Origin of the sequence: Janthinobacterium sp. 64 (assembly GCF_002813325.1) — a bacterium.
Taxonomy (GTDB): domain Bacteria; phylum Pseudomonadota; class Gammaproteobacteria; order Burkholderiales; family Burkholderiaceae_D; genus Janthinobacterium.
Genome location: NZ_PHUG01000001.1, coordinates 740,905 through 755,633 on the forward strand (window position 1 = coordinate 740,905; position 14,729 = coordinate 755,633).

A 14,729-nucleotide genomic window follows, 5' to 3' on the forward strand; every position below is an offset into this window, starting at 1 on the left:
AGTAATCGCATGCCTGAAAACGCTATCCCCCAAGTACCGCAACCGGACGACGTCGTCGTCGGCAAGGAAGCGGGCGCGCAGATGCTGGCCACGGCCTGCGCCGCGCGCGACGCCTTTTATGCCACCCTGGGCGCCATGGACGCCGACGTGCTGGCGCCGCTGCTCAATCCCGCCTTCATGGGAGGTCCGCGCTGGCCCTCGCTGCGCCAGGCCTGGCGGGTGATCCGCCGTGCCGATTCGATCGTCATCGCCAGCGACGGCTTGAGCGATCCGTTCGAAGATGACGACGACGTGTTCGTGCCGCGCGGCCACCTGCTGGAAGTGTGCATCGAGGCGCCGCTGGCCGCCTTCGACGGCGCCCCCGTGCAGGCATCGTGGCTCTTCGACGTGATCTATCAAGTCAGCCAGAACGTGGCCGACCACGGCTCCATCGACTTGCTGCTGCAGCGCCACGGCAGCGTGTCGATGGCGCTCGACTTGCAGGATGCGCCAGCAGGCCTTGAAGACGAAAACGAACAGGTGGGCGTGCTGCTGGCCCAGGGCGCGGCCACGATTCCCCCATCGTTCGCCACGCCGTATGGCGAGGTGATGCTGTTGACGCTTACCGTGCTGCAGCCGGCCGAACTGGCATACATCGGCGAGGCCGAAGACAAGGCGCAGTCGCGGCGCGACCTGGCCGCCGCGCTGGCCGCGTCGCCGACGGGGCAGTGGAGCGTGGCCGCGCGGCCGGCCGTCATTCCCCGCTAGGCGGTTCTGTCGGCGGCACGGCCGGTTTTTCCGGTTCGGCGGCCGACGCGTCAACAGCGACGGCGGGCGCGGGCGGCGGTTCTTTCCACTTGCCCGCCGCCTTCAGCTTGTTCTTCAGCCCCGGCAGGGGAAAGCCCAGCGCATAGGCTTTTTGCGCGTGCGCGCTGGCCTTCTCGTATTCCTTCTTTTTCACATACATCAGGCCCAGGTTGTACTGGATGGTGGCCTGCTCGGGCGCCAGGCGGCTGGCAGAGTCCAGCTGCTCCAGCGCCATGGCGTCCTGGCCCGTGGCCAGCAGGTAGCTGCCATATACCATGCGCACCGTCACGTCGTGCGGCGCGAAGGCGATCGCCCGTTCGAAGTAGCAGCTGACCGTGTAGCGGGCGCCGACCGGTTGCGCGCTTTTCTGGCGCAAGCCCAGTTTCGCCATCGACGCCAGCGCCCGGTGGTGGTTCGGGAAGTGTTCCAGGGTGTAGCTGATGTCGCCGCCCAGGCTGCCCGTCATGCCTTGCGTGAGCGTTTCCACGGCGCGCGAAAAATGGAATTGTTCGACCACGGACAGGCCCTTGCGGTCTTCCGCGCTCGTGTAGTCGCCGCCCGTGCTGCCCTTGACGTAGGGCGGGCAGGCGGCGGCGCTGGCGCTGGCGCAGCAGGCGGCCAGGGCGCAGGCAAGTATCAGGTGTTTCATGCTGTTCTCCTGTGGCTGACCTGGTCCAGCAAGTCGGCCAGGGCGTTGCTGCGGGCTTGCCGCGATTGCAGGGCGATGGCGGCGGGGCTGGCCAGCGGGGCGCGGCCCTGGCGCGCCAGTTCCAGGAAGCGCAGCAGCGCGCGCGCGCAGTCGGCGCTGGACGCCAGCTGGCCGATGGTGTCGATGCCGCAGTGGCGCAGCTTGGCCGCGCTGTCGCCCGCCAGGTCGGTCAGCGCCAGGATGGGCCGGCGGCAGCGCAGGTATTCATACAGCTTGGCGGGAATCTGCGCATTGCAATTGGCCGCCTGCAGCAGCAGCAGGCCATCGGCCGCCAGCATTTCCTGCAGCGCCGCGCCGTGCGGCTGCAACGGTTCCAGGCGCACCAGGTCGAGGATGCCGTATTTCGCCAGCAGGCAGGCCAGCCATGCGTCGTGGCCCGTGGCGCGCAGCACCAGCTGGAAATTGTGGGCGTGCAGCACGCCGTCGCGGCGCAGCCGTGCCAGCGCCTCGAACAGCGCTTGCGGATCGCGCTCGGACGGGTAGATCACGCCGCTGTGCAGCAGCAGGAAGCGGCTGCGGTGGCCCGTGCGCGCAGGGCTGCCGTCATGGCCGTCTTCGTCGTAGCCGTTCTCGATCAGGTGGAAGCGCTCGCGCCCCAGCTGTGCCAGGCGATGCCGGTGCGCATCGATGGCGCCCGGCGTGGTGCAGACGATGGCCGCGCTGCGCGCCGCGATGCGCTGTTCTATCCACGCATGCATGCGGTGCAAACGCGCCTCGGACGGATACGGCGCCAGCGGGTCGCTGTCATCGAGCATGGGGTCGCGCTGGTCGGCGATCCATGGCAGGCCGCTGAGTTTTTGCAGGGTCAGCGCGATCAGGTGCGCCGTGGCGATCGGGTACGTCGACCAGATGGCGTCGGGCCGGTATTGCCGGATCATGCGCAGGCCGGCCGGCACGGCGCTCAGCCACCAGGAACTCCAGCGGTCGGGCAGGGCCAGGCAGCGCGGATAGCGCCCGCCGATGGAGAAATGGCGCGCCGCGTCCAGCGCCAGGGTGCGCCGCACGGTGGCGCGCTCGCCGATCTGCTCCAGCTGGGACATGCCTTTCTGCGCATACGCGGCAGGGCTGGGACTGAGCACCAGCGGCTGCCAGCCGCAGTCGGGCAAATGGCGCGCGAATCCCAGCGTGCGCAGGATGCCGCTGCCGCCAGCGAACGGTGGAAAATGGTAGGCGACCATCAGCACGCGTTTTGTCGAGGGTTTTACCATGACTGCAGCCACCGCGCGCACAGCTGTTCCACTTCGCCGCGCCAGGCGGCGCTGGCGAAGGTGTGGTTGGCGCCATCGACCTGCGCCTGTGTCCATTGCGCGCGGGCCGCGACGGCGCGCCAGGCCGCGTCGCCCCGGAGCAGGGCTTGCCACTCGCGCGCGCCCAGGTCGTCGCCGCTGAGGATCAGCAGCACCTTGCCCTGGAATTGCGTCAAGGCCCGCAGCAGGGCCGGCGCGGGCGCATCGTCCAGCGGCTCGGCTTCCTGCGTGGCTGCCGCCACCTGCCGCAGCGAGGCCAGGCTGGCGCCCGGCTGCAGTGCGCCGCTGGCCAGCTTGCGCCAGAACGCGCCTTGCAGCAGGCGTGGCAAATAGTAATGGCGCAAGGTGGCGCGCGCCAGGCCGGCGCTGCTGCGCACCCACGGATTGAGCAGGATCAGGGCATTGATGCGCGCATCGCGCGGCGCATGGCAGGCGGCGGCCGTGGCGCCGTCGCACAAGCCCCACAGCGCCACTTCGCGCAAGGTCGGCACGGCGTCGAAGAATTGCGCCAGCGCGCCGGCGATGTCGGGACCGGCGGCGCGGTAGTCGCGCGCGCTGCCCTCGCTGTCGCCCATGCCGCGCAAGTCGAAACGCAGCACGGGCCAGCCTTGCGCGGCCAGGGCGCGGGCCAGCAGGACGAACTGGCGATGGCTGCCGACCCGGTACTGCGGGCCGCCCGTGACGATCAATATGCCGCGCGGTCCCGGTGCGGCGGGCAAGCTGAGGATGCCGACCATGCGCGCCTGCGCTTCACCGTCTTCGGCCGCGCTGCGAAAGCGCAGGGGCAGCTCGCGCACGCTGTGCCCTGCGAGGTGCTGCTGACTGCTGTCGCGCTTCATGGCGCCGTCCTTTCCTCGTCGAGCCAGTCGCGGCACACGGTGCGCGTGGCGGCCAGCAGCTGCGGACACGCCAGCAGCTCGCCACTGTGCCAGAACGGGCCGTCGCCGAAGCTGGCCACGTGCACGGCGGCGCCCTGTTCGCGCCATGTTCTCGCCAGCGGCGGCAACGCTGCGCCGGCTTGCTCCGGTGCCTGGTAATCGAGCCAATAGACAGGTACCGCGGGCAGCAGCGCCGCTGCGCTGACGCCGTCGATGGCCAGCGCCAGCTCGGGCGCCAGCAGGTAGCCGGCCACTTCCACAGGCTCGCTTTTCGCCAGCGCGGCGCGCGCGTGTCCCGGTGCTTCCTGCGTGCCGCCGGCCAGCATGCTTGTCGCCAGGCGCAGGCGCAGGAAACGGTCGATGCTGCGACGGCCATCGGTTTCCGGCTGCCATAGCAGCAAACGCGCCAGCGGCAGCGGCGCGCGGCTGGCGAAATCGAGGGCCAGCAAAGCACCCAGGCGCAAGCCCCACATGGTCAAGGGGCCGTCGACCCGCTGCGCCAGCCAGGCGCAAGCCAGGTGCAGGTCGTTGTGCCAGATGTCCCAGCGCGCTTCGTTAAAATCGCCGCTGCTGTCGCCGCAGCCGTACAGGTCGATCTGCAGCACGCTGTAACCCAAGGCGGCAAAGGCGCGCGCCTGCGCGGCGGCCACGTGGCGGCTTTTATTGAGTTCTTCGGCGAATGGATGGACGTAGATGATGCCGCCGCGCACGCTGCGGCCCGGCGGCGGCAGGTGCAGCAGGCAGTAGCGCTGGCCGCCGCTGGCGGGCAGAAAGAAGGGCAGCAGCGGCAGCGCGTCGAAGGCGGCGCTGTTCATGGCCGCAGCTGTGCAAACACGAAGTCGTGCAGGGTGCCGACGGTGGCGAAGTGGCGCGCGTGGATGTCGTCGTCGGCGACAGTGATGCCGAAATGGTCTTCCAGCGCGGCGATAACGCCGATCACGGCCATCGAATCGAGTTCCGGCACGCTGCCCAGAAGCGGCGTGTGCGCTTCCAGCGCGCGCCCGTTCAAGCCCAGCGTGGTGTCGAGGATGCGTTTTACTGCTTCAAGATGCGGCATGTCAGCTCCAGGGAAGGGTAGTGCGGCAGGCGGCTGGTATCGAAGGCCAGGCAGGGAATGTCGTCCGGGTGGCGCGACAGGTGGACATACGGCGGCAGGCTGGCGGCCATCCATTGCCAGCGCCCGCAGCGGATAAAGGTGGCCGTACCCAGCGCGTGCGTGCCCAGGCGCGCATGGGCGCCCAGCGAGGCGCGGTTGAAACGCGAAATGCGGCTGCACGACCAGCGCACGCCCTGCGCGTACAGCACGGCGTTGGCTTCTTCCCACAGCCGGGCGAAGACCAGGCCACCGCGCTGCCCGGGATGCACCCACACGTCCAGGTCCCACGACGACTGCTGCGAGGCCAGCGCATAGCGGGCGCGCACCTCGTCTTCCTGGCAGCCGTGGCGCTGCAGCCAGATCCAGCCGGCCATGCCGGACTTGTCACGCGCCACCAGGCATTGCGCGCCCTGGCGGTAGCGTTCGCCCAGTACGCCGGGGCGGCGCTCGGGGCCGGGCGGCAAATCCGCTTCCGTCAGGCAAGGGTTGACGGTGATGGCCTGGCCGCGCCCGCGGCACAGCGAACCGGGCGCCACGGCCTGCGCGACGAACTGGTAGCGATACAGCGCGCAGCGCCCGCCCGGCACGCTTTCCAGCAAGCGCGCCACGGCCAGCCAGGCGCTGTCGCGCCAGCCCAGCTGATTGAGGCTGGCGCTCAGCCGTTGCAGCAGGGGAAATTGTCGAAACAGGGCCATGGCGGTAAGGGATGAGGCGGCTATGCAGCCAACGCTGTCCATTAGAGCGCAGCGGCCAACGGCGGTCTTGCGCCGGCTCAAGCTGTGTTGCTGAAACTGTTAATTGATCAAAATCAAGACCGCTGTGGCCGTTTGTCTGAATCATAGGGGAATGCATGGCAATCATGGCAACCCGGGGGCGACACGATGGCGACACTGATACATGATCTGATCTTCGAGACGGCGCAGCGCGCGGCCCACGCGCCGGCCCTCTCGTGGCAGGGCGAGGAAACAAGCTATGGCGCGCTGGCGCAAGCCGTGCGCGAAGCGGCTGGCACCCTGCTGACCCTGGGTTTGCAGCGTGGCGCGCGCGTGGCCGTGTATCTGGAAAAACGCCCTGAAAACGTCAGTGCCATGTTTGGCGCGGCGGCGGCAGGCGGCGTGTTCGTGCCCGTCAATCCACTGCTCAAACCGGACCAGGTGGCGTATATCCTGGCCGATTGCAACGTGACCATCCTCGTCACCTCGCGCGAACGCCTGGCGCAGCTGGGCCCCGCGTTGGCCGCCTGCCCGGATTTGCAGACGGTGCTGCTGACGGGCGAAGGCGATGCGGAATCGATGCTGGGCAAGGTCCGCGTGCTGCCGTGGCGTGGCCTGTCCGCCGCGCCCGCACTCCTGTGGCATGCGGTGATCGACACGGACATGGCCGCCATTTTATATACATCAGGCAGCACGGGGCGGCCGAAAGGCGTGGTGCTGTCGCACCGCAACATGCTGGCCGGCGCGCTCAGCGTGTCATCCTACCTGCGCAACACGCCGGAAGACCGGATTTTGTGCGTGCTACCGCTCAGCTTTGATTACGGCCTGAGCCAGCTGACGACGGCGTTTGCCAGCGGCGCCTGCGCCGTGCTGATGAATTATCTGCTGCTGCGCGATATCGTCGAAGCCGTGGAGCAGGAAGCCATCACGGGACTGGCCGCCGTGCCGCCCCTGTGGGTGCAGCTGTCGCAGCTGAGCTGGCCCCTGTCCACGCCCTTGCGCTACATCACCAATTCGGGCGGCGTGATGCAGAGAACCACGCTCGACCGGCTGCGCCAGTCGCTGCCGCGCACGCAGGTCTACCTGATGTATGGCTTGACGGAAGCGTTCCGTTCCACCTATCTGGCGCCGGAACAGCTGGAGCGGCGCCCCGATTCCATCGGGCAAGCGATCCCGAATGCGGAAGTGCTGGTGCTGCGTCCGGACGGCAGCGTGTGCGATGCCGATGAGCCTGGCGAACTGGTGCACCGTGGCGCGCTGGTGGCGCTCGGCTACTGGAACGATGCGGCGCGCACGGCCGAGCGCTTCAAGGCGCTGCCGCCGCAGGCGAGCGGCCTGGTGCTGCCGGAACTGGCCGTCTGGTCGGGCGACACCGTGCGCCGCGATGCGGATGGCTATCTGTATTTTGTGGGACGCAGCGATGACATGATCAAGACGTCCGGCTACCGGGTCAGCCCGGCCGAAATCGAGGAAGTCGCGTATGCGAGCGGACTGGTGGGCGAGGCGGCCGCGCTGGGCTTGCCCCACGCCGTGCTGGGCCAGGCCATCGCCTTGCTCGTCACGCCCGCACCCGGTGTGCAATTGCAGCGCGACAGCATACTGGCCGCCTGCCGCGCGCGCCTGCCCAGCTATATGGTGCCGCTGTGGGTGGAGATCCGCGACGGCGTGCTGCCGCGCAATCCGAACGGCAAGATCGACCGTCCCTTGCTGGCCCGGGAACTGGCGCGCGCGTATGCAGTCCAAACAGGAGATGCGGCATGAAGGATCTGATCCGCTCGAATAGCACGGAATTGCCAACGCACTCGGCCCTGGGCCAGCAATTCGCTGTGGAAAACGACATGCTGCAGGTCGGCGGCGTGCCCTTGCGCCAGCTGGCTCAAAGGGTGGGCAGCACGCCGTTCTACGCCTATGAACGCGCGCACATCACGCACCGCGTGGCCGAACTGCGCGCCGCCTTGCCGGCCGGCGTGCACCTGCATTACGCCATGAAGGCCAACCCCATGCCGGCCGTGGTGCAGTGGCTGGCGGGCCTGGTCGATGGCATTGACGTGGCCTCGGGCGGCGAACTGGCGACGGCGCTAGATACGCCCATGGCGCCGGAATGCATCAGTTTTGCGGGGCCGGGCAAGCGCGATGGGGAACTGGCGCGTGCCGTGGCGGCGGGCGTCTTGATCAACGTGGAATCGGGCGCCCAGCTGGAAAAGGTGGCGCTGGCCGGTGAACGGCTGGGCCTGGCGGCCAGGGTGGCCGTGCGCGTGAATCCCGATTTCGCCCTGCGCCGCACGGGCATGCGCATGGGCGGCGGGGCGCAGCCGTTCGGCGTCGATGCGTCCCTGGTGCCGGCGCTGCTGGGCCGCATCGGCCAGCTGGGCCTCGATTTTCACGGTTTTCACTTGTATGCGGGCTCGCAAAGCCTGTCGGCGGCGGCCCTGGCTGAAGCGCAAGCCCTCTGCGTGCAACTGGCTCTGCAACTGGCCGACAGCGCGCCATCGCCCATGCGCACCCTGAACATCGGCGGCGGCTTCGGAGTGCCGTACTTCCCCGGCGACCAGGCCCTGGACCTGGTGCCCGTGGCTGCAGGCTTGCAGCGGCAACTCGATCTGCTGGCGCAGGCGGCGCCGGGCGTGCGGCTGAACCTGGAACTGGGCCGTTATCTGGTGGCCGAGGCCGGTATCTATGTGTGCAAGGTGATTGAGCGCAAGCAATCGCATGGGCAAGTGTTTCTCGTCACGGATGGCGGCTTGCACCATCATCTGGCCGCTTCCGGCAATTTCGGCCAGCTGATCCGCAAGAATTACCCGGTCGCCATCGGCAACCGCCTGGACGGCGGGGCGCGCGAAGTGGCGTCCGTCGTCGGGCCGCTGTGCACGCCGCTCGATTTGCTGGCCGACCAGATGGAGATGGCGCGCGCCGAGGAGGGCGACCTGGTGGTCGTGTTCCAGTCGGGCGCGTATGGCTTGACGGCCAGCCCGACGGCCTTTCTCGGCCATCCTTTGCCGGCCGAGGTGCTCGTATGAGCGGCCTGTGCGGTTGGCTGGCGGCGCACAGTGTTGCGCCTGCCGATGGCGCGGCGCTGGCCGCGCTGGCGGACATGGCCGCACCGCTGTCGCGCTTCGATAGCGCGCCCGGCGCCGCCAGCGTGAGCGAAGTGGGCAGCGTGGCCGTAGCCGCCATCGACGGCAGCCGCCATGTATATCAGCAAGATGGCTTGCAAGTGGCCATTTGGGGCCGCCCCGAGCTTGACGGCTCGGCCGACGACGTGGCGTCCCGCCTCGCGTCCCTGTGGCTGAGCCGGGGCGTGGCCGCCTGCGCCAGCCTGTCCGGGCCTTTCTGTTTGGCCATCCTCGACGCGTTTTCCGGCTCGGCCCTGCTGGCCGTGGACCGCGCCGGCATCCACCCGCTCAGCTATGCAAGCAATGCGCAAGGCCTGTTTTTTGCCTCCTCGCATGACGCCTTGCTGGCCCATCCGTCCGTGCGGGGCGCGCTCGATCCGCAAGCGCTGTATCACTATCTGTATTTCCACATGGTGCCCGGCCCGGCCACGGCCTATTTGGGCCAGCAGCGCTTGCTGCCCGGCGAATACCTGCATGTGCGCGGCGGCAAGCAATGCAAGGGCAGCTACTGGCAGCTGGCCTTCCAGGAGCCAGGCGCGGCGCGCGCGCGGGCCAGCTTTGCCAGCAACAAGCAGGAATTCCTGCGCCTGCTGCGCCAGGCCGTGGAAAGCAGCCTGGGCAACGATAGCGCCAGCACGGGCGCGTTTCTCAGCGGCGGCACCGACAGTTCCACCCTGGCCGCCATCATGGGGCAGGTGACGGGCCGCCCCGCGCGCACGTATTCCATCGGTTTTGACTCTCCCGGCTATGACGAAATGGCGTATGCGCGCCTGGCCGCCAGCCATGCGGGCAGCATCCACCACGAGCGCTACGTGACGCCGTCCGACGTGCTGGCCGCGATCCCCGCCATGGCGGCCATCTTCGACCAGCCTTTCGGCAATGCCTCGGCCATTCCCGCCTATTATTGCGCGCAGATGGCGCGCAAGGATGGAGTCACCCGCTTGCTCGGTGGCGACGGCGGCGACGAATTGTTTGGCGGCAATGAGCGCTATGCGCACCAGGCCTTGCTGTCGCAATATGAACGCTTGCCCGCCATGCTGCGCCAGGCCATCATCGAGCCGCTGCTGTTCCGCCAGCAAAGGGGCAAACCGTGGCGGCTGGGCGACAAGGCGCGCCGCTACATCGAACAGGCGAGCCTGCCGCTGCCGGCCCGCCTCGACAGTTACAATCTGCTGCTGCGCCATGGCCACCGCACGGTGCTGGAAGCGGGCTTTATCGACACCATCGACCCCGGCATGGCGCCCGGCTGCGTGAATGGCGCGTATTGGGCGCGCCAAGGCCAGGGCTTGAGCCAGATCAATGAGTTGCTGGCGCTGGACATGCGCTTTACCTTGGCCGACAACGACCTGTTCAAGGTGCGCAAGGCGTGCGAGCTTGCGGGCGTGGAAGCGGCCTTTCCCTTCCTGCACGATGCGATGGTAGCGTTTGCGGCGCGCCTGGCGCCGCGCGACAAGCTCGACGGCAGGCAGCTGCGGCCCTTCTTCAAGCGGGCGCTGGCGGAAATCCTGCCGCCAGCCATCGTGCGCAAGAAAAAGCACGGTTTCGGCTTGCCTTTCGGCCAGTGGCTGCACAGCCATGCGCCGCTGCGCGAGTTTGCGTTCGATAACCTGACCCAGCTGCGCGGGCGCGGCATCGTGCGGCCCGCCTTCATCGACGATCTGCAAGGGCGCTTGCTGGCGGAACACCCGGCCTATCACGGCACCATGGTGTGGCTGCTGCTGATGCTGGAACAGTGGCTCAGCCAGCACCCGGCGGCGCTGGGTGCGCTTGCCGGCGGTTTTGCCGCAAGCGCCACAGAAATGCCAGTCGTCCTCGATCCCACGGCGTAAAGCGGGGCAGCTGCAGCAAGTCCAGCCCCGCGCCGGGGCGCGCCACGCCCCAGTCCGTCGCCACGGCCGCCTTGAACCCGAGGCTGCGCACCATCGCCACGTGCGGTGCGCCATAATCGCGCCCGGCCTTGCCGTTAGGATAGGCAAACACGGTGACGGGCGCCTGTATCAGATTTTCCAGCTGATGCTTGCCGTTGGCGATGTCCAGCCGCGCCTCGCGCTCCGGCAAGGTGGACAATATCGGGTGGCTCATCGTGTGCGCCCCCAGCTCCATGCCGGCCGCCTGTAATTGACGCAGCTGCGCCGTGCTCAGCATGGCTGGCGCTCCGGCCGCCGCGCCGGCCTGGCGGCGGATCTGCATGGCCAGCTGCTGGCGGCGGTCGAACGGCAGGTACTTGAGCTGGCCCAGCAAGGTGGCGATGGCCGCTTGCCGCTGTGCCAGATCGGCGACGGGCAGGCAGTCTAGCCCGAGTGCGCGCAAGTCGAGCACGGGAGCTGGCGCCTGGCGCACGGCCTCGATCACCGTGTCATTCCACATCTGTCCACCGTCCAGGTAGCCCGTGGCGATAAAAAACGTGGCGTGCAAGCCATGGCGCTGCAGCAAGGGCAGGGCCACTTGCGCATTGTCGGCATAGCCGTCGTCGAAGGTGATGCAGGCGGCGCGCGCGGGCAGGCGGCCATCTTGCAGCCGCTGTATGGCCTCGCCGAGCGGCAGCGGCGTATAGAAACGTTTGATAAGGCGCAACTGGCGCTGGAACAGGGCCGCATCGACTTCGCCGGGAAACAGCGGGTCGGGCCGCGCCAGCACGCGGTGGTAGATCAGAATCGACAAGGTGGCGCTCATGGCTGCTCCGCGACGACGGCTTGGGCCTTGGCCCGGGCCTGGCGCGATGTCGGGGCCGGTGCCTGCCGCTCGACGATGATGCGCGTGCCGATCAGGGCGGCCATCAGGTAATACGGCATGTCAAAATACAGCAGGCTGAGGAAGGCACCGCCCACGGCAAAGCCGATCAGGCTGGCCTGGCTCATGGTTGCCAGGCCGTGCGCCCAGCGCAGTTCCGGCTGGCCCCGCGTGCGGCGGATGATGGCGGCGGCCGTGCGCCAGGTGGCGACGCCCAGCGCCAGGTAAATCAGCAAGCCGACGAAGCCGTGTTCACCCAGCACCTGGAAGTAGATGCTGTGCGCCGCGTGGACATCCATGGGGTTGGGCGCGTAGCGGGCAAAGATGGCGGCGTCGGACACGTCGAAGCCGCCGCCAAGAAAACGGTCGCGCGCCAGGTTCCAGGCCATGCGCCAGGCATTCAGGCGGCCCATGGCGGAAACATCGTCCTGGTAGGTATTGATGGTGTCCATGCGTTCGGCCCAGCGCTCGGGCATGAAGGCCAGCAGCAGCGGCGTGACGGCGCCGAGCAGCGCGCCCAGCACCAGCTTGCGGTCGCTTTTCAGCCACATGAACAGGCCCATGGCGGCGATGGCCAGCAGGCCGCCGCGCGAATACGAGCCCAGCGCGGCCAGCGCCGACAGCACTATCGCCGCCGACAAGCCATGGCGCTGCCAGCGCTTGTCCGTGTTTTGCTGCAGGTAATACATGAGGGGAATGGTGATGATCAGGGCCAGGGCCAGCGCATTGTTATCCCCGATAAACGTCTCTTCCGGCCCCCAGACCCGTTCCGTGCCGCCGCTGCGGATGGTGAAGATGCCGCCTTTCACGCCGTAATAGCCGATCGAGCCCACCAGCACCCAGACCAGGCGCACGATGTCGCGCCGCGTGCGTATCGCCATCATGATCACAAAGCTCATCAGCATGATCTTCATGACCTTGTTCCACTGTACCCACGACGCCGCCGGCAGCAGGGCGAACGGCGCCGTGACATTCATCCACAAGACGAACAGCAACAGCAGCACGCTGACGGGCGTGAGCGGCAGGCTTTTCGGCTCGCGCGTCATCATCAGGCTGAGCATGGTGGCGATGGCGATGATGAAGGCGAACGGCAAGTGGGTGGCAAAGCCCCAGGCTTGCGTGTGCGGATTCATCACGCTGACCCAGACCCACATCAGGCCGCCGATGGCCGGTGACTTCAGGATGAAGGGCAGCGAACCGAGGATGATGATGGTAATCAGTATGTCGCGCATGAAGGGGGACGCTCCTGGTTGTGTCCGGCTTGGCAAGGTCTTGATGCCTGTCAACGGGCTGGCGGGCAGGCTCAGTACACTGGATCAATACTGCTTGATGCATAGTTTTGTCATGGTAAGACCAAGGAGGCATGTCCTTGTTGACCGTTCTCATGGCGACCTACAATGGCGCCGGCACTTTGCCCCAGGTATTGCGCGCCTACATGGCGCTGCGTCCGCCCGTGGGCGGCTGGCGCCTGGTCATTGCCGACAATGGCAGCACGGACGCCACGGCCCAGGTGATCGACGCCTTTCGCGGCCGCTTGCCTTTGAGCTATCTCTACGTGGCGCGGCGCGGCCGCAGTCCCGCCCTGAATGGGGCCGTCGAGCACGCCTTGCGCTCAAGCGGCGATGGCAGCGAGCTGTTCGTGTTCGGCGACGACGACGCCATGCCCGCCTCCGACTGGCTGTGCCGGCTGCAGGCCAGCGCGCGCGCCCATCCCGGCTACGCCCTGTTCGGCGGCGCCATCGTGCCTGCCTGGCGGGAAAAGCCGGCCGACTGGCTGCTGCGCCTGACGCCGGTCGGCTTGACGTGGGGCATTACCAGTCCCGATTTGCGCGACGCGCCCATCTATCCGGGCCTGGTGTGGGGCGCCAACATGGCGATACGCCGCCGCATCTTCGAGGCGGGCGCCCGCTATGACGAAAGCATCGGCCCGCAGGGCGCCAACTACGCCATGGGCAGCGAAACCCGCCTGAACCTGGAAATGCATGCGGCCGGCAATCCTTCCTGGTTCTGTCCGCAAGCGAAGGTGGCGCACATCATCCGCCCACAGCAAGTGCAGCGCGCCTGGATATTGCGCCGCGCCATGCTGTTCGGCCGGGGCCAATGCCGTCTGGCGACCTTTGCACCGAGTGTGGAGTGGCTGGGCGTGCCGCGCTGGATGCTGGGCCGATACGTGCGCGAGTCGCTCGGCGCCGTGCGCGCCTGGCTGCGGCGCGACCGTGCCGAGCTGTTCCTGCGCCAGTGGGAACGGGCCTGGCTGCGCGGCTTCTTTCATGAAGCGTGGCGCGGACGGCGAAAACGCCTGCCGCGCATCGTCATCAGCAGTTACTCGGGCGAGCTGGGCGGCATGGAGCTGCGCATGGCGCAAGAGGCGACGATGCTGAGCGCGAGCGGCTATGACAGCGTGCTGGCGCTGCGGCGCTTTCCCGGTTTTACTGCCTGGGCGCAAGACTTGCGCGCAAGGCAGATGCAAGTGCGCGTGTACGAGCCGCCTTTGTTTCTCGAACACTGGGCGTGGCGCCGCTGGAATTGGCTGCGCGCCAGGGTCACGGGCGCCTGGCGGCTGCGGCGGCTGCGGCCGGACCTCGTTCACGTGGCGTTTTGCTGGACGGCCTATGGCGCCTCCATCCTGTGGCTGGCGCGCCAATGCCGCTTGCCGGCCGTGATCAGCGTGCACAACGCGTTTCCCCTGGAAACCTTCAGCGACTGGCAGCGGCCCCGGCTGGAAGAGGCGTTTCGCAGCGTCAAAGGCGTGTATGCCGTGTCGGACTCGGCCATGCGGCATTTCCTCGACCTCTATCGCGGCATGCTGGCGCCGCAGACGCGCCTGGCCGTCATTCCCAACGGCGTCGATACGGACACGTTCATCGTTTCGCCCGAACGCAGGGTGCTGGCGCGCAAGCTGCTGGCGCTGCCGCCAGACGCGCTCGTGCTCGGCTGCGTGGCGCGACTGTCCGCGCAAAAGCGCCCGCAAGCGCTGCTGGCCCTGTTCGCCAGGCTGGCCACGAAGTTTCCCAACTTATATCTGGTACTCGTGGGCACAGGGCCGCTGGACGCCATGCTGCGGCTGCAGGCGCAGCAATCGGGTTTGCAGGAGCGGGTCGTGTTTGCCGGTTTCCGCCAGCGCGTCGAGCTGCTGATGCCCGCCTTTGACCTGCACGTGTTGCTGAGTAAAAACGAGGGTTTCGGCATCGCCACGATCGAGGCCATGGCGTGCGGCGTGCCGGCCGTGGGGACGGATGTGCCGGGCACCCGCGATATCCTGCACGATAGTGAAGGCGGGCTGCTGCTGCCGCTCGACGACGAGCACGCCGCCTGCGCGGCCGTGGCCCAGTTGCTGCTCGATGCTCCACTGCGCGCCCGCATGGGACGGCTGGCGCGCGAAGAAACCGTGCAGCGCTATTCGATGCCGCGCCTGGAACGCCAGTTGCGGCAGTTCTATGCCGGCCTGGTGTAGGCG

The 14,729-nt window shown here is 67.9% G+C and carries 13 protein-coding genes; 5 read left to right on the forward strand and 8 right to left on the reverse strand.

The genetic code is table 11. The features are described from left to right. The first annotated feature begins 9 nt into the window (after positions 1-9). Complete coding sequence (locus tag CLU91_RS03165) at positions 10-747, forward strand: hypothetical protein (protein ID WP_100872952.1); 738 nt, start codon at positions 10-12, stop codon at positions 745-747. Here CLU91_RS03165 and CLU91_RS03170 read toward each other — a convergent pair. Genes CLU91_RS03170 through CLU91_RS03195 form a run of 6 tightly spaced genes read right to left on the reverse strand, consistent with a single transcriptional unit; the run spans position 734 to position 5,411 of the window. Beyond that, entirely contained in the window at positions 734-1,435 is a 702-nt protein-coding gene (locus tag CLU91_RS03170) for an ABC transporter permease (protein WP_198521230.1), read from the reverse strand. The two genes, CLU91_RS03165 and CLU91_RS03170, sit on opposite strands and share 14 nt — an antisense overlap. Beyond that, entirely contained in the window at positions 1,432-2,703 is a 1,272-nt protein-coding gene (locus tag CLU91_RS03175; protein ID WP_232730603.1) for a glycosyltransferase, read from the reverse strand. The genes CLU91_RS03170 and CLU91_RS03175 overlap by 4 nt, the downstream gene beginning before the upstream one ends. Next, a complete protein-coding gene (locus CLU91_RS03180) occupies positions 2,697-3,581 on the reverse strand; it encodes a hydrolase 1, exosortase A system-associated (protein WP_100872953.1) in 885 nt (294 codons plus the stop codon). The genes CLU91_RS03175 and CLU91_RS03180 overlap by 7 nt, the downstream gene beginning before the upstream one ends. Next, on the reverse strand, positions 3,578-4,435 hold the full coding sequence (locus CLU91_RS03185) for a hydrolase 2, exosortase A system-associated (RefSeq protein WP_100872954.1): 858 nt from the start codon (positions 4,433-4,435) through the stop codon (positions 3,578-3,580). Before CLU91_RS03185 ends, CLU91_RS03180 begins: the two co-directional genes overlap by 4 nt. Next, positions 4,432-4,677 carry an acyl carrier protein gene (locus tag CLU91_RS03190; RefSeq protein ID WP_100872955.1) on the reverse strand — a complete coding sequence of 82 codons (246 nt, stop codon included), beginning with the start codon at positions 4,675-4,677 and terminating at the stop codon, positions 4,432-4,434. The genes CLU91_RS03185 and CLU91_RS03190 overlap by 4 nt, the downstream gene beginning before the upstream one ends. Continuing rightward, positions 4,656-5,411, reverse strand: a complete 756-nt coding sequence (locus CLU91_RS03195) for a GNAT family N-acetyltransferase (protein WP_198521231.1) — start codon at positions 5,409-5,411, stop codon at positions 4,656-4,658. Before CLU91_RS03195 ends, CLU91_RS03190 begins: the two co-directional genes overlap by 22 nt. Before the next feature lie 186 nt (positions 5,412-5,597). On the opposite strand from CLU91_RS03195, the gene CLU91_RS03200 reads away from it, so the two are divergent. Genes CLU91_RS03200 through CLU91_RS03210 form a run of 3 tightly spaced genes read left to right on the forward strand, consistent with a single transcriptional unit; the run spans position 5,598 to position 10,371 of the window. Then, a complete protein-coding gene (locus tag CLU91_RS03200; protein ID WP_100872957.1) occupies positions 5,598-7,190 on the forward strand; it encodes an acyl-CoA ligase (AMP-forming), exosortase A system-associated in 1,593 nt (530 codons plus the stop codon). Further along, positions 7,187-8,446 (forward strand): pyridoxal-dependent decarboxylase, exosortase A system-associated, encoded by a 1,260-nt coding sequence (locus CLU91_RS03205; protein ID WP_100872958.1) that lies wholly within the window; start codon positions 7,187-7,189, stop codon positions 8,444-8,446. Before CLU91_RS03200 ends, CLU91_RS03205 begins: the two co-directional genes overlap by 4 nt. Then, entirely contained in the window at positions 8,443-10,371 is a 1,929-nt protein-coding gene (locus CLU91_RS03210) for an asparagine synthetase B family protein (protein ID WP_100872959.1), read from the forward strand. Before CLU91_RS03205 ends, CLU91_RS03210 begins: the two co-directional genes overlap by 4 nt. On the opposite strand, the gene CLU91_RS03215 is transcribed toward CLU91_RS03210, so the two are convergent. Together CLU91_RS03215 and CLU91_RS03220 are read right to left on the reverse strand one after the other, a co-directional pair. Then, complete coding sequence (locus CLU91_RS03215; RefSeq protein ID WP_100872960.1) at positions 10,280-11,215, reverse strand: polysaccharide deacetylase family protein; 936 nt, start codon at positions 11,213-11,215, stop codon at positions 10,280-10,282. The genes CLU91_RS03210 and CLU91_RS03215 overlap by 92 nt on opposite strands. Then, entirely contained in the window at positions 11,212-12,504 is a 1,293-nt protein-coding gene (locus CLU91_RS03220; protein ID WP_100872961.1) for a putative O-glycosylation ligase, exosortase A system-associated, read from the reverse strand. Before CLU91_RS03220 ends, CLU91_RS03215 begins: the two co-directional genes overlap by 4 nt. A gap of 137 nt (positions 12,505-12,641) precedes the next feature. On the opposite strand from CLU91_RS03220, the gene CLU91_RS03225 reads away from it, so the two are divergent. Continuing rightward, positions 12,642-14,726, forward strand: coding sequence for a glycosyltransferase (locus tag CLU91_RS03225; RefSeq protein ID WP_232730604.1), 2,085 nt, complete (start codon positions 12,642-12,644; stop codon positions 14,724-14,726). Positions 14,727-14,729: the final 3 nt, after the last annotated feature.

What these genes read in the sequence shown, in the direction of transcription:
- CLU91_RS03180 (WP_100872953.1), bottom strand. Translation starts at nt 3,581, where the DNA reads ATGAAGCGCGACAGCAGTCAGCAGCACCTCGCAGGGCACAGCGTGCGC.
- CLU91_RS03175 (WP_232730603.1), bottom strand. Translation starts at nt 2,703, where the DNA reads ATGGTAAAACCCTCGACAAAACGCGTGCTGATGGTCGCCTACCATTTT.
- CLU91_RS03210 (WP_100872959.1), top strand. Translation starts at nt 8,443, where the DNA reads ATGAGCGGCCTGTGCGGTTGGCTGGCGGCGCACAGTGTTGCGCCTGCC.
- CLU91_RS03220 (WP_100872961.1), bottom strand. Translation starts at nt 12,504, where the DNA reads ATGCGCGACATACTGATTACCATCATCATCCTCGGTTCGCTGCCCTTC.
- CLU91_RS03165 (WP_100872952.1), top strand. Translation starts at nt 10, where the DNA reads ATGCCTGAAAACGCTATCCCCCAAGTACCGCAACCGGACGACGTCGTC.
- CLU91_RS03170 (WP_198521230.1), bottom strand. Translation starts at nt 1,435, where the DNA reads ATGAAACACCTGATACTTGCCTGCGCCCTGGCCGCCTGCTGCGCCAGC.
- CLU91_RS03185 (WP_100872954.1), bottom strand. Translation starts at nt 4,435, where the DNA reads ATGAACAGCGCCGCCTTCGACGCGCTGCCGCTGCTGCCCTTCTTTCTG.
- CLU91_RS03195 (WP_198521231.1), bottom strand. Translation starts at nt 5,411, where the DNA reads ATGGCCCTGTTTCGACAATTTCCCCTGCTGCAACGGCTGAGCGCCAGC.
- CLU91_RS03205 (WP_100872958.1), top strand. Translation starts at nt 7,187, where the DNA reads ATGAAGGATCTGATCCGCTCGAATAGCACGGAATTGCCAACGCACTCG.
- CLU91_RS03200 (WP_100872957.1), top strand. Translation starts at nt 5,598, where the DNA reads ATGGCGACACTGATACATGATCTGATCTTCGAGACGGCGCAGCGCGCG.
- CLU91_RS03215 (WP_100872960.1), bottom strand. Translation starts at nt 11,215, where the DNA reads ATGAGCGCCACCTTGTCGATTCTGATCTACCACCGCGTGCTGGCGCGG.
- CLU91_RS03190 (WP_100872955.1), bottom strand. Translation starts at nt 4,677, where the DNA reads ATGCCGCATCTTGAAGCAGTAAAACGCATCCTCGACACCACGCTGGGC.